We start from the raw sequence: 15,066 nt of genomic DNA, 5'->3' as shown, positions 1-15,066 counted from the left end.
TACATAAAAAAAGGACGCTTATGCGCAACGCATTTTATATTTCTGACGGCACCGCAATTACCGCTGAGGTCTTTGGTAATGCGACTTTGTCCCTCTTTCCAATGGAATTTGAACACACCACAATTCCCTTTGTTGAAACCAGAGAAAAAGCCTTAGAAGTTAAGGCGCAAATTGAGCAGGCAGCGGCCAAAAGCAATGAAAAACCGATTGTTTTCTTCACTTTTGTGAATCCAGAGCTCAGCGAAATCATCCTTGCGAGCAATGCCGTGTGCTATGACTTTATCAGCACCTTCAGCAGTCAATTGCAAAACGAATTGGGCGTTGAACCCGTGCCTAAGGTGCATCGTACTCACAGTATTCACGAGCAAAGTTACGACTTCCGTATCGCCGCGGTAAACTATGCCCTGGCCAACGACGATGGCGCCAATATCAAGGACTACCAGCAAGCGGATGTCATCCTGGTGGGAGTGAGCCGAAGCGGTAAAACACCAACCAGTTTATATTTGGCCCTGCAATACGGCATTAAGGCGGCCAACTATCCTTTAACGCCGGATGATCTGGACTCAGGCGAGTTGCCAAAATCTTTACAGCCATACAAAAACAAATTGTTTGGTTTAACCATTTCACCCGAACGCCTTGCGGCTATACGTAATGAGCGCATGGCCAATTCAAGATATGCATCTTTGCGCCAGTGTCGTATCGAAATCCGTGAAGTGGAAATGCTGTATAAGCGTTTTCGTATCCCCCACTACAATTCCACGCATCATTCGGTGGAGGAAATGTCAGCCAAGATTATGGCTGAGACCGGGTTGCAGCGCAGGAAATATTAAAAACTATCGAATAAAAAAAAGCGCCCTTGGGCGCTTTTCTTTTTACTCGTCTTATTTGCGGGCGTCTTTTAGTAAGTCTGCAACCAGGAAGCCGAGCTCAAGTACCTGATCGGCATTCAGGCGTGGGTCGCACTGGGTGCGGTAACGCTGAGCCAAATCCTCATCGGAAAGACCATAAGCGCCGCCTGTGCATTCGGTCACGTGCTGGCCGGTCATTTCTAAATGTACACCGCCGGCGTGTGAGCCTTCGGCCTTATGGACGGCGAAAAACTGGCTGATCTCACGCAGGATATTATCGAAGCTGCGAGTTTTATAACCCGAGCTGGCTTTTTCGGTATTGCCGTGCATGGGATCTGAGCTCCAAATCACTTTTCGCCCTTCTTGCTGTACGCGGCGTACCAGTGCTGGAAGTTTCTGTGGCAGCATATCGGCACCCATGCGGGTGATAAGGGTTAAGCGCCCTGGAATATTGTCCGGGTTTACCGCATCAATCAGTTCAATCAGCTCGTCCGGGCTCATGCCTGGGCCAACCTTTACACCTATGGGGTTTTTAATGCCGCGGAAGAACTCAATATGGGCGTGATCAAGCTGACGCGTACGTTCGCCAATCCACACAAAGTGCGCCGAGCAATCGTACCAGTCGCCAGATAGGTGATCACGGCGTGTCAGCGCCTGCTCATAACCCAACAAAAGTGCTTCATGAGAGGTATATAAAGAGGTTTCCGTTAACGATGGCGCATTGGTGGAGTTAATGCCACAGACTTCCATAAATTCGAGCGCGTCCTGAATGCGATCGGCAACCTCTTGATATTTATCTTTTAAGGGGTTGGCGGCAACGAAGCTCATATTCCAGCGGTTTACCTGATGTAAGTCGGCAAGACCACCTTGGGCAAAGGCACGCAACAGGTTAAGCGTTGACGCACTGTGGTGATAGGCTTTCATTAATCTTTGCGGATCGGGCACGCGCGCCTGCTCGGTAAATTCAGAGCTATTGATAATGTCGCCGCGATACGAAGGCAGGCTGACGCCGTCGAAGGTTTCAAAATCACTGGAACGCGGCTTGGCAAACTGCCCCGCCATACGTGCGATTTTTACTACCGGGCATTTACCACCATAGGTTAGTACCACCGCCATTTGCAGCAGGGTTTTAAAGGTATCGCGGATATTAGCGGCGCTAAAGTCAGCGAATGACTCGGCACAATCGCCACCTTGCAATAAAAAGGCGCGGCCTTCGCACACATCCTCAAGTTGCTTAAACAGGCTACGTGTTTCTTCGGCAAACACCAAAGGCGGTGCACTGTTTAGCTCACTTTCAACATTGGCTAAGACACTTTGATCCGGGTATGTGGGTTGCTGGACTATGGGGAAATCCCTCCAGCTATTTGGACTCCAAGGTTTCACTTTACAATTTTCCTCATTCCTAATTGTACCTCACTCACGAAAGTACCGAATGGCGGGCGCTAGCGCAAGGGTAAAAGGGGGCGATGGAGGAAATAAAGTATCCTACTTTTGTCGCGGTAGACCTTTATGTATATTGAACACATCATACTTATTGTGACAAACAGGCCACCTCAGCAATAACTTATCTCTTGTCCAATTCATTAAACAGGGTATCAATGGCCGTTTCGCACATGGCGATTACAGTGTCGAAACCTGCATGGCCACCATAATATGGGTCAGGAACCTGGGTTAATTCAGGGTCGGGATGGTAATCGAGCAGACGCTTGATCATTGCTGTTGCATCGACGGGTTGCATTGCCAGCACATCCCGGTAATTTTGTTCATCCATGGTGAGAATTAAATCTTGCTCATAGAAATCATCTTGGCTAAGTCTTTGTGCGATTAGCCGTGATAGATCATATCCGTGTCGCGCTCCATGTGAAATTGCCCGCTCGTCCGGATGCTCACCAACATGATAGCCAGAAGTGCCAGAGCTGCTGAATTCGATATAAGTTAAGCCCTGCTCCACTGCTCGCTTTATGGCAATTGCATGAGCGGTTGGTGAGCGGCAAATATTGCCTAAACAGACGTACATGATCTTCATAGGTTTTTCATCCTGCTTTTATGAACTCACTTAACTTTAGTGCCAGTTGGGTAAGAGTAAAGCCACAATGAACACATCATACTGTAATTAAACTCTAAATAACCTCAGCATTCTTAAATTTTTCAATATCTTGTTACACAGGGAAGTAACGAGCTAAACTAGCAAGATATTGTATGATGTGTTCTTTATTACTATGAGCAGTGTAAAACTACAGCTTCGCAGCATTTACGACCTGACGCAGGAGTATTTGCAGGATTTTACTCAGTTATTGGCACAGACCCAGTATCGCCAGGCGAGCTATTTTCAATTGCCCTTGCCAACACCTGAGCAAGAGCGAAACCCTTTAGCCGCAATTTCTGTGCAAGGCCATCGAGGTGATACGGCGCTGACACAAATTAAAAACAGCTTTTTAGATTTTCACAAAGACGGTGAACTCAGCGGGAAACTAGCTAAACGTCATCCGGGTATCGTCTTATTACCGCGAGCTTCTTTCGCTACTTTTGAGCCTTATCTGTTAAAAATCAACGAGCTTAAAACTGAGTTTAAGCAAAAGGTGCTGACCTTAGATAATAATGACGCCCGCTTCGATGCGGTTCACAGTGCCGTTCCCGGATTAATGACACTGGCATTTTATCGCCATATCCATTTTGAAGCTTACTCTCCCTACTCGGTGCGTTTTACCTGGATGCAAAAACATTCCACCAAATCTCTTACCCGTAAGTTAGCACTTACTATGTTAGAGCGAAGCAGTGCTTATTCTAATCCACGCATGATAGATCAACAGCAGTGGCAAATCTTAGTTGAGCAGGAAAAACGTAAGGTTGCGAGTTTGGCTGAAAACGAAAAGTTACGTATTCGTCGTCCTATAAGGGTCACGCCCGAAGTAAATGTGCGCTTCGCCGATAACCGCCGTTATCATGTTAGCGGTGCTTTACCCTTTATCGTGTTTGACGACAATCCTGAGATAAAACTTGGGGAACTCAAAGATTACCAACCTAAGGAAGATCCGCGAAAACGTGACTATGAATACCTGGTTGAGCGACTGTACTTAGCAAAAAGTGAGTAAGTACTCACATCAAAGTAGCCCGTATTCGTTATGTTAAAAAGCCCACAAATGTGGGCTTTTCTATTAGAGCAGACAAGGATTACTTTTCGACTATTTCTTCAAGCCTTTCTTCATCTATGATCTCTGCATTTTCGACAATGCGTTTGCCACCTTGTATTTCGATACGTTTGTTTTGCTTATTCAAAGTAAGAATTTCTTCGCAAAACTCATCGGACGGATGCATTTCGTAAACATAATCGATAATTTTCCCGGTTGAGTCCTCTTTCACATTGGAAATGCTGTAATCGGAAATGGCACCCTTGTCGATTAGGTCTTTCATGGTTGTAGTCATATCACGGCGCAGGGCTTTTAATTTATTGTCGGTAATCTTGTCATCGGCATAGATTGAGCCATATTTTTCCATAATAGACAGCAGACGGAAGTGGTAGGTCTTGCCCGGCGCTGCGTAGCGCCATAAGTGATACAGGCGCAACATCATCCAGCGCGATAATCCGCGTTTCAGTTCTTGCGCACGGTTAAAGTAATAACCTTTATATTCCAGGTTATCTATCATGTTGTGAACAAAAGCGTTTAAACAGGCCACACATTTTACATTGCCGCCCTGCCCTTTCTTACCGCTGAAATGTAATGAGGATAAGAAGTTCATATTCGACTCATAAAATGAATCGTCAATATTGGAATTCTTGGTATCGGTCGCCGTGTACTTAAAGGACAACTTGGAACCTTGCAGGGCTTCCAATGATTCTTTAATTTGCGGGTACGGCATCGACTGACCTACGGCCTTGAGCTCCTGGGCCAATTCATTCATCGAAAAGATAACCGCGTACTGGATACCCGATTTAAAGTTGATTTTGACAATCTTGCCTTTGGACGCCAATCGAATTAAGGCGCGCTCAACTTTTTCTTCTCTGTCAGATGGCCATACTAGGCATTCAACTTCTTCGCCTTCTTGACGAGTACTGACCACCGCCGGGGTAATTTTAATTTCCCCCTCATACAGTATGCCATCTACTTTTTCCGAGATTCGGCGAGTAATAATGGTTTTCTTCGGTGCATCTTCTAGCGGCAATTTTTTATGACCGGAACGGACGAAGCGCCCCCAAAGATCATAATGATTGAAGGTATTAGAGTAGGCTCTTAATCCATGTACAGAACTTTCGATTGAAATGCGCACATCTTTATTGTCGGTGAACAATGCCAGATTTTCGTTATCCGTTGCACTTTCAACGCCATTGATCTGGCCTCGCAAAGAGTCTGGTAAGTTTTCTACCGAGATATTAACCTTGCGGTTCATTGTTATTTTCCATTGCTATCGATGCCAAAGGTAATATCAACACATAATACGAAAAAAGTTAATCATCTATGTTAGTAAAAAACTGATCCAAGTTCGAGTTTCATGGTTTGGATCACTTTTTTACTAACCTTAGGCGATTAAACGTTCAGTTTGAAACTTTTGGGATCAGATTTTTATTAACTCATGGGTTATAGATCATCTTTTTACCAAGTGCGGCATCAGATTTTTTGTATTTTTGCTCTTTCATTTAAAAAATCGCGGTTTTTTTGGTCATTATTGGTCTTGTAAACGCCAGCCTTGTGTATAACTGAGCAAGCGCTTGGTAGAGATCTGATCTATAGCAGGTAAAGATCAGATCTTTACCTAGATATCAGTGCCTTAGTTACCTGATTATGTGTATAACTAGGAGCAAATGGTTAGTAAAAAAATGATCTAACCCGGTGTTTTTGTGAGTAACCTTGTACGTAAGCTGTGCATAACTTAAAGCGAAGATTTTCACTTACTATAATGTTGATCCATGACTTGGTAGGAATCAGATCTATACCAAGTAAAATGATGATCTAAGAAAAATAGTAATATCATTAAAAAACAATTAGTTAGAATAGATATTTCCTGCCTTAGCCTTTATATACCTATATATTTAAACGAATCTAATCTAGTTATTACCTTATAGGAAGTTTTCAATCAAAATGTCTTTCTTGTTTTTAATGCAATGTCGCCTAAAATATATGTTTACAGCTAAAGAAGTGGACATTATACTCATGGCTTAAACTTAGGGATGCAAGTATGACAATAAAACAAAGTGCGCTAAGAACCTACCAGTTACTTAAGGCTACGGCCGATGTTGCTGAAAAGTCACTCGAAGGACGTATTCAACATTATCGAGCCCATCTCAAAGCAGAAGAGAAAGAGCTTCGAACCTATACCCAAAAGGCCGCCGCCGATCTATTAGGTTGTAATAACCGTACCTTAAAACGACGTCATGATCAGGGTGATTTCGATCACATTGAAATTCGCCGTGGTGCCAATGGTCATTATGCCTACACATTAGCGAACATCTATCGCATGGCCGAAGTGATGGGCATTGATGCCGATCATCGTCAAGTTGATGATAAACTTCAGGTTATTGTTATTAACTCACTGAAAGGTGGATGTGGTAAAACCACCAGTATGGTTAACATTGCCGCCGCACTTGCAACCACGAATATTAAACGTTACCGCATTGGCATTATCGATTTAGATCCGCAAGGATCCTCATCAAGCTTTTTCCCACCGGGTGAACCCGATCCCATAACTGTGGGTGATCTGATGCGTGATTGTATCGAGCTTGATGAAGATGAAACCTGGGAAGGGATCGTCAGCGATGCATTTTTAAAAACCCATATCCCTAATATTCGCATCCTTCCATCGGGAATGGATGATTTTTACTTCGAGCACGAGACAGCAACGGCACTGCGTGAAAGTGGTGATTATGGGCAAACGCGCCATTACCATAAGTTATTGGAAAAGGTCATTGAGCCGGTACAGGATCAATTCGATATTATTTTGATCGATACGGCACCATCACTTAACTTTATGTTTTACAACGCATTAATGGCTTCAACTGCGATGCTTATCCCGGTGCACCCGGAAGCGGTCGACTTTGATGCGAACAATAAATACCTTAAGCGCCTAGGTGAGATTTATCACACCGTGGCCGCCCTAGGTCATGATGGTTGGGACTTTATGCAGTTCCTAGTTACCAACTATGTTAAAGGCAACCATTCCCAACGCGACATAGTTAAAGATGTGCGCTCTGCGTTCGGTCGTCAGGTAATGAGCTATCCGATAAACCATAGCAGTGCAATTACCGCAAGTTCTTCGTCGTTCAACACCATATTCGATCAGAAAACCTCTGACAGTTTGGCTAGCCGAGAGTCCTTGGTTAAGGCTCAGGAAAACGTGAAAGACGTGGTTGATGAATTAGAAATGCTTATTCGTTCCAACTGGGCATCGACACAATCACAACTTAAGGCAGCACAGTAAGGCATTATCATGGCAAAGAAACGTAAGAACGACACCCGCATAGACCCGTTTGCAACCGCAGTAGAAAGTAGCAGCCTGGATCAGTTACTGGCCCAAGCTCAGGCCGGGGATGTGATCAGTATGCCGGCGCCGAGCGATCCTAAGCGCACCATTCGCCTCACTTGCCAGGTGATTGCCCATCAGGATATTGAACAACGCACCAAGGTCTACGGCAAGAACCGCCGTGTCCAGGCGCTCCTGACAGAAAAGTCGGTGGCCGATATTCTTCCTGCCATTCGCGATGATGGCCGTAACCAGCACCCAGCACTGGCTTGGGAGCACAATGGCGAGCTTTTGGTTTTGGCCGGCTCGCGTCGTCGTAAGGCTTGTATGCTGGCACCGGCGGATTATCTGGTATTAAGCTCCAGCGATTTTAACGATGAAGATGCGAAGATCCTCGCGGTTTCTTCGGATCAATATATAGCCCCTAGTTTATGGGAGCTGGGCCAGGCCTATGCATCGACGCGTGAAGAGTTGAAGGAGCAGGGTAAGAAGGGCTCGTATCGTGAAATCGCTCAGTTAGAAGGTGTTTCACACACAGCCATTGCCGATGCCATTAAAGCCTTTGAATGCCTTCCTAAGGATGTGTTGGCGCTCTACCCTACCGCCAACCATGTTGGCCGTGAAGTGGCTAAGAAGCTTATCCAGGCGCAAGATAAAGACGGCAGTGCCTTTAACGAACGTGTTGCCGATTGCCGTGCCCAATTTGCACAAACCGGCTTCGATAGCGACGACAAGGCTGCGCTTGCGGTAACCAAATACCTGTGTGAAGCGCCGCAAGGGACAAAGCGCAACGAGGACATTAAACTCGCCAATGACTTTGTGCGGATCCAAAAGCACAGTAAAAATGGTGATCTAACGATCAAGATCGACAATAAGATAATGACAGAGAAGCGCTTTATGCAACTGGCTAAAATGCTGGAAAGTTTTAATTAAGCTACTTTGCCTTGTTGTTTTTAAGCCTGGGCTTTGAACCGGGCTTTTTTATGCCCTCAATTCGCCTGAGTTCCACGCTCTGGGGCTTTTTCACCATGTCGAAAAGCGATATACTGGCCTATTTCAGTAGTTGGGTTGGACTATGGCCGCATCGTTTACTAAAGAGGATTTGCTCGCTGTCTTTGCCGAGATCAATGCCGAGCCAGCTCCTTTGCCATTGTCCGAGCAGGCGCTGAAGCAGCTATTTAGCAAGGGGGTTTACAGTCGCGCCCAGCAAATGCTGCGTGATGAGCAAGTGCTTTGGGTAAAAAGCAACGAGGACTACAGCCGTATCGAGGCTCAGGTGCTCGATGATGACGGTACCACCTATGATCAGCATATCCAGCTTCAGTTTGGCGAGCACACTCAGATAGAAGCCCACTGTAGCTGTCAGGCCAAGGTGCGCTGCAAGCATGTGGCCAGCGCCTTACTGCAACTCAAACTCCAAAGTCAGGGCGAATTTGCTCACCAATATCAAATAGATGATTGGTTTTGTGTTTTGGCTCAGCATGACAGCGAGCCAGCCGAAGGCCAGCAACAGGTTTTGTTATTCGAGCTGCACCCACATCAGAATGAACTTCAACTTCAGGCCAAGATGGCACCCAATACCGAAGCGGGTTTGCAGTCTCAGGGCCGAGCGCTGAGCGAGCAGCAAAGCCATACTCAGGTTACCCCAAAAGGGCTTGATGAAGGCGATTTTCGTCTGTTTAGCTGGATACGTTCGCAAAACCTCCCCGGACAAGCCCTGCTTTATGGGCACTGGGGCGCCCGTGCCTTGGTGCAATTACTAGCCCGCGCCCGTCTGTTTTTTGAAAAGCAGCGCCAGCCACTGCTTTTGGGTAAGCCGCAGCAGCTGCAATACCAGTGGCTACGCCATGAGGGCAAGGCGAAATTAACCTGCAATATCGCCGACTTTGATGCCGACAGAGTATTTAATACCGCCCCGCCCTACTACCTTGATAGCAGCAAGAATCAGATAGTGGCCTTGCATACCCATCTGTCTGGTTCGCAGATCAAACAGTTGGCACGCTTTCCTGAGGTGAATGAGGAAGATGTTAGTGCCTTGTCACAGCGTCTTGACCATGAGCTCGCCCTTTCGTTGAGCAAAGGCGAAAAAAAAAAGCCTAAGCTAGGCTTTACCCTGCGCTTTATGCGCACATCTGCGCCTTATCTTATTGCCGTTGAAGGACAAGTACCAACTCAGGCCAGCCTGGCCAATTTAGGTCTTGAGCCATGTAAAGGGCCTTTACAGCAAGAGTATCAAGTAATTATTGCCGACACCTTGCAAGAGCAGCAATGGCTCTTTGAGCTTGAGCAAGAGGTTCAGAACTTGGGAGGAAAGGTGATTGCCTTGCCACGTCAGCGCCAGCAAACCAGCGCTGTGCTGACACCCCATCTGGTTATCGATAAGCTTCAGGGACATCGTTTCCTGGTGCGCTTTGAGTTGCATCACAAGCAAAAGGTCTTTATTTTAAGCGCCGAGCAACTGGCTAACAATGCCAACTATAGCGCTCATTATTGTTATTTAGAATGTGACGGCCAGTTATGTGTCATAACTAGTGAGGCCGCAAAACTGATGCTCAGTTATCTGCAACGTTTTGCCAGCGCTAAAGAGAAAAGTATTTGTTCCATTCCGCGCAGCCTGTATCCCCAGTTAACCGAGCAAGCTCACTGGCAGTTATCGGTTGCAACCTCTTTGGCACCCTTATTACAAAAGCCTACTTTGAGTTCATTGCAGCCGGTTAAACTGGCGCCCAATGTACAATTGCGAGAGTATCAGCAAGCCGGAGTCAACTGGCTGCAACTGCTTTCCTTGCAGGGGCTAGGCGCCGTGCTCGCCGATGATATGGGCCTGGGTAAAACCCTGCAGGTCATTGCCTATCTCAGTACCCTGAAACCCCGTGCCGGTCGACCACATCTGATCCTCTGCCCTACCAGTTTGATAGGTAACTGGTGTAACGAGATTAAGCGCTTTTGCCCACAATTGTCGGTGCAGGTGGTAGCTGGCAATAACAGAACCATCATGTTGCAGCAGTTGGCCAAGTATGAGGTGCTCATCACTACTTATACCCTGTTTAAACGCGACTTTGCCTTTTATCATGGGGTTGAGTATCACACCCTGGTCTTGGACGAAGCGCAGGCCATTAAAAACGCTCAGTCTCAGCTTAGTCAAAAGGTTAAGCAACTAAGGGGACAATTTCGTCTTGCCTTGAGCGGCACCCCCTTTGAAAACAACCTGCTAGAGCTTAAATCCGTATTCGATTTTGCCATGCCTAGCTTGCTTGGCTCTGATAACCAGTTTAAGGCGAACTTTTTAGACCTTGAACAGACGGGTAAAAATGCCCTTAAAGAAGCGGTGCGCCCCTATTTACTGCGCCGTGCCAAGGCAGATGTGCTGAGCGAACTGCCGAGCAAAACCGAGTTGGTTAAACAGCTCGATATGCTTGAAGATCAAGCCAATGTGTATCAGGGCTATCACAGCGCCCTGCACCAAAAGCTCAGTCACCTGGTTTCCACTCAGGGCATTGGCAAAAGCAAGTTGCAGTTTCTCGATGCGCTGCTAAAACTAAGGCAAATTTGCTGTCACCCGGGGCTGGTTGACCCTAGTTATCAAGGCGGCAGTGCCAAGTTGCAATGGTTGCAAACCCATTTACCCCAGATGCTGGAGCAAGAGCATCATGTGATTATTTTCAGCCAGTTTACTTCCATGCTCAGCCTTATTGGCGCGCAGTTACAGGATATGGGCATAGACTATGCGTTACTGACCGGGCAAACCCGAGACCGCCAGCGTCAGGTTGATGACTTCCAACAAGCACGTAAGCGGGTGTTTTTGATCAGTTTAAAGGCCGGTGGCAGCGGTTTAAACCTGACTCAGGCGGATACCGTGATCCACTTCGACCCCTGGTGGAACCCGGCGGTGGAGCACCAGGCTACAGACCGAGCCTATCGCATGGGGCAAGACCGCTCGGTATTCGTTTATAAGCTGATCTTGGCGGATTCTGTAGAGCAACAGGTACAGGCCCTGGCCGAGAAGAAACGCCACCTAGTGGATGAGTTCCTCAATGGTAGTTTATTATCAGATAAAAAAATTGATGATAATCAACTGCTTGAAATGCTGAATCTAGAAAAAGAAGAAAAAGTTTAAATTTTCCTGAACTTTCTCCCGCACCGGGACTCTACTATTATGCTTGCGATGCAAGCACCCTATGTTGATTTCCCTGATTATTATGATTTTAAGGCCAGCTTGATTTAGCTGGCTTTTTTTTGCCCCTTGGTCGGGATTTGCCGTTATGTATGCGTTAGTAGAGCAATGCAAGAGCAATTGCCGAGCGCTCGACAAAAATGTGATTTTGTTGAGGTGTCGGCGCAGAGCACCGACCTAGATACTTACTTTCCTGATAAAATTGGTATTATCACTCTATACATAACAATAATTAATGCGGGATCAATATGCTTTCCTTGTTTTCCCAAAGCTCACCTGTGTTGCTTGGCGCCCTTGCTGCGCTGGCTTTATCTTCGATGACCTTTGCCTTTGTATTGTTGCGCGTTCAAGGGCGTTTACGCGCTGCGTTGACTCATAACAATGAACTGCAACAGCAAGCGCACGGCGCCGAAGTGCGTACCTCTGAGCTAAGCCGTCAGGCGGCAAGCGAACGTGAAAAGGGCGAACAATTGCAGCAAAAAGTGACCTTGTTACACGGTCGCTATGAATCCCTCAAGGCAACCCTGGAGCAAAAGGAAACGCACTTTGCGCAGCAACTCAGCTTATTGCAAGATTCCAAAGAAACCCTGAAAAAGGAATTTGCCCTGCTCGCTAATCAGGTCTTTGAAGATAAGTCGCAACAGTTTAAGCACCTTAACCAGGAAAATATGGAACAGTTGCTTAAGCCGGTGCAGGGGGAGCTCAAAGGCTTTCGCGACAAGATGGAGCATATCCACGCCCAGGAATTGCAGCAAAGAGCCGCATTGAAAACCGAGCTGCAACATCTGCAAAAGCTCAATCAATCGATCACAGAGCAGGCGCAGAGGCTCTCTACGGCGCTACAGGGGCAAAAGAAGACACAGGGTAACTGGGGCGAACTTATGCTGGAGAACGTGCTCGACAGCGCCGGTTTGCGCCTTAATCAGGATTATCGCCGTGAGGTAAGCTTCGACTCACCCCTTGGCCGATTGCGTCCAGATGTGGTGGTGTATTTGCCGCAACAGCGCCATATAGTTATCGATGCGAAAACATCCCTTAACGCCTACACCCGTTATGTGAATGCCCAAACTGAGCTTGAAGCGCAGCAGGCCTTGGGTGAGCATGTGCAGGCGGTGAGCGAGCGCATTAATGAGCTCGCGAGCAAGGACTACCACCGCCTTGAGCAATTAAATTCGCCTGAGGTGGTGATCATGTTTATGCCCATCGAAAGTGCCTTTGTCGAAGCCCTTAAGTTTCAGCCCGACCTATATCAGCGCGCCATTGAAAAGAATATTCTGGTGGCCACCCCGACTACCTTGCTCACCAGCTTGAACATAGTAAAACAGTTATGGCGTTTTGAAGATCAATCCAAGCACACTCAAGAGCTGGCGAAACGCGCGGAGCGTTTTTATAGCAAACTCAATTCCTTCCTTGTGTCTATGGAAGGTGTGGGGAAACAGCTTGATAAAGCGCGGGAAACCTATGATAAGGCGTTTTCTCAGCTCTACAGCGGTAAGGGCAATCTGATCAAGCAAGCCAATGAATTTAAGGAGCTGGGTGTGGCGGTGCAAAAGGAGTTACCCGAGTCCTTGCGCGAAAAAGCCGAGCTTGAGCTAACACATAGCGACTAATGTATTTGTATGCCTGCCCTGCCTGTTTTGGTCAGGGTAGGTCATTGTGTGTGACGGAGGATAAAAAGCACCGCCAAATTTGGCGATACCCAAAGCAAACTCATCAATTTAGATAGTAAGCTCCATCCTTTAAATGTACATATTTTAGGTAATTTATTGATTTTCAATAAAAAGAGATAAACGTAAACCCCCTTTACGTTTCATAAAACTGTCATTTTTCTGTTTTATTCTTAGCCCCAAAATTGAACATGGGCTTAACACATGACATCAGCACATCAACAGAACTTCATCGCACAGCTAAAACAACTACAAAGCTTGGCGCAAAATAAATTTGGCATTGATATCGCTACGGAAAAGTTTATCAATGATGATAACTACCGTGATTTGGTACTTAACGAGCTGGGTTTGCTCGGCGACAGTGAACTTAATGCGGTTATTAATGCACTAAAACAACCCGCCGCTGCGGCTACCCAGGCTGAGCCAAAGGCGGAAAGCAAGAAGCCACTGGCTCTAATCTTTACTTCCATCACAGCAGCAATAGCCCTTGGCGTGGCCAGTTACACCATGTTTGCGGGCAAGCCAGAGGTTGTGGTGACACAGGCTCCAGTGCAAAGCACAGAGCAAGCACCTGTACAAACTCAAACCACCGCTACGGTAACCGCAGCCCCTGCGGCGCAGGTGCCGACAGAGCCGCAAGCACAATTGGCATTTCGTATTCACGGCTCTAACACCATAGGTGAAAAACTGGCGCCGGCGTTAATCGAAGGCTATTTAACAGAGCAAGGTGCCAGTGATTTCACTTGGCAACAAGGTGATGTGGCGGTAGAGCGTGAGCTTCACTATCGCTTAGCCGATAAACCTTACTATATTGAACTGCATGCGCACGGCTCAAGCACCGGCTTTGCCGATGTGCAGGCGGCCAAAGCTGATGTGGCTATGGCATCGCGCAAGGTAAAAGATAAAGAAGTGGCCAGTCTAAAAGATCAATATGGTGACTTCAGCCAGGTGGGTAATGAGCACATTATCGGCCTTGATGGTCTGGCGGTGATTGTGAATCAAAACAACCCTATCAGCCACTTGACCACACAGCAACTGGCGGACGTTTTTTCCGGCAAGATCACTAACTGGCGTGAGCTAGGCGGTGCTTCGGCGGCCATTAATTTGTATGCCCGTGATGCTAAATCTGGTACCTGGGATACCTTTAAAAACCTGGTTTTGAAAAAGCACAGCGCTAAACTAAGCAATAACGCCCAGCGTTTTGAGTCCAGCTCTGAGCTATCACAACTGGTGTCGCAGGATGAGCACAGTATCGGTTTTATCGGCCTTAACTACATAGTGCACAACAAAGCGGTAGCCATCTCTGAGGGTGAGCAAACTGCGCCTATCTACCCTACCCGCTTTACCATAGGTACTGAGGACTATGCCTTGTCACGTCGTTTGTATCTGTATACACCGACCACGGCTAACATGTTCGTTAAGAACTTTGCTCATTATGCTATCTCATACCCGGGTCAGGAAATTGTGGCCGAGACAGGTCTAATTTCACAGAACATCCATGTTGAGCGGGTACAGGCACCGCTTACAGCTCCTGCGGTTTATAAGCAATATGCCAGCCAGGGCCAACGTCTGTCTCTTACCTTCCGTTTCGAGTTCGGCAGCGGCCAGCTTGATAACAAGGGTAAGCGCGACTTACAACGTCTGCTTGGCTTCTTAGAAGAGCACCCGGAAAAGCGTGTGGTACTAATGGGCTTCTCGGATAATTCCGGTGACGACGTGAAGAATAAAACACTGTCAACACAACGTGCTCGTTCGGTAGCCACCGAGCTTAGCGCCCGCGGTATTGGCGTATTTGACACCCAGGGCTTTGGTGAAGCTCTGCCGGTTGCCAACAACAGCACGGTACAGGGGCGTGAGCGCAACCGCCGAGTTGAAGTTTGGGTTTTGTAATAAAAGTTTAACAGTCGTCTGCTAGACTGACGAC

Annotated in this window: 10 protein-coding genes; 7 read left to right on the top strand and 3 right to left on the bottom strand. The window is 47.0% G+C overall.

Features of this window, described 5'->3' with window-relative positions:
* Nucleotides 1-20 precede the first annotated feature (20 nt).
* Complete coding sequence (gene ppsR, locus C2M24_RS07775) at nt 21-830, top strand: posphoenolpyruvate synthetase regulatory kinase/phosphorylase PpsR (protein WP_105201338.1); 810 nt, start codon at nt 21-23, stop codon at nt 828-830.
* Nucleotides 831-881: 51 nt separating this feature from the next.
* On the opposite strand, the gene C2M24_RS07770 is transcribed toward ppsR, so the two are convergent.
* Nucleotides 882-2,231, bottom strand: coding sequence for a class II 3-deoxy-7-phosphoheptulonate synthase (locus tag C2M24_RS07770; protein ID WP_105213964.1), 1,350 nt, complete (start codon nt 2,229-2,231; stop codon nt 882-884).
* Nucleotides 2,232-2,412: 181 nt separating this feature from the next.
* A complete protein-coding gene (locus C2M24_RS07765) occupies nt 2,413-2,874 on the bottom strand; it encodes a low molecular weight protein-tyrosine-phosphatase (RefSeq protein WP_105213962.1) in 462 nt (153 codons plus the stop codon).
* A 193-nt stretch (nt 2,875-3,067) separates the two neighbouring features.
* Here C2M24_RS07765 and C2M24_RS07760 point away from each other — a divergent pair, with 193 nt between their 5' ends.
* Complete coding sequence (locus tag C2M24_RS07760) at nt 3,068-3,940, top strand: DNA replication terminus site-binding protein (RefSeq protein ID WP_105213960.1); 873 nt, start codon at nt 3,068-3,070, stop codon at nt 3,938-3,940.
* A gap of 79 nt (nt 3,941-4,019) precedes the next feature.
* Here C2M24_RS07760 and C2M24_RS07755 read toward each other — a convergent pair whose 3' ends face one another.
* Complete coding sequence (locus C2M24_RS07755) at nt 4,020-5,234, bottom strand: replication protein A (RefSeq protein WP_105213958.1); 1,215 nt, start codon at nt 5,232-5,234, stop codon at nt 4,020-4,022.
* A 786-nt stretch (nt 5,235-6,020) separates the two neighbouring features.
* On the opposite strand from C2M24_RS07755, the gene C2M24_RS07750 reads away from it, so the two are divergent.
* The 5 genes from C2M24_RS07750 to C2M24_RS07730 all read left to right on the top strand — a co-directional run bounded on the left by C2M24_RS07750 (nt 6,021) and on the right by C2M24_RS07730 (nt 15,032).
* Nucleotides 6,021-7,259, top strand: a complete 1,239-nt coding sequence (locus tag C2M24_RS07750) for an AAA family ATPase (RefSeq protein ID WP_105213956.1) — start codon at nt 6,021-6,023, stop codon at nt 7,257-7,259.
* Nucleotides 7,260-7,268: 9 nt separating this feature from the next.
* Entirely contained in the window at nt 7,269-8,234 is a 966-nt protein-coding gene (locus C2M24_RS07745) for a ParB N-terminal domain-containing protein (RefSeq protein WP_105213954.1), read from the top strand.
* A 142-nt stretch (nt 8,235-8,376) separates the two neighbouring features.
* Complete coding sequence (locus C2M24_RS07740; protein WP_105213952.1) at nt 8,377-11,418, top strand: DEAD/DEAH box helicase; 3,042 nt, start codon at nt 8,377-8,379, stop codon at nt 11,416-11,418.
* A gap of 374 nt (nt 11,419-11,792) precedes the next feature.
* Nucleotides 11,793-13,085, top strand: coding sequence for a DNA recombination protein RmuC (gene rmuC / locus C2M24_RS07735; protein ID WP_442792510.1), 1,293 nt, complete (start codon nt 11,793-11,795; stop codon nt 13,083-13,085).
* Nucleotides 13,086-13,346: 261 nt separating this feature from the next.
* The gene (locus C2M24_RS07730) at nt 13,347-15,032 is read left to right on the top strand and encodes a substrate-binding domain-containing protein (RefSeq protein WP_105213945.1); all 1,686 of its coding nucleotides are present in this window, start codon (nt 13,347-13,349) and stop codon (nt 15,030-15,032) included.
* Nucleotides 15,033-15,066 lie beyond the last annotated feature (34 nt).

This window comes from Pseudoalteromonas sp. T1lg22, from assembly GCF_002964645.1.
Classification (GTDB): domain Bacteria; phylum Pseudomonadota; class Gammaproteobacteria; order Enterobacterales; family Alteromonadaceae; genus Pseudoalteromonas.
Note: the sequence above shows the minus strand (reverse complement) of the source record. Positions and strands in the feature narration are given on the sequence as shown.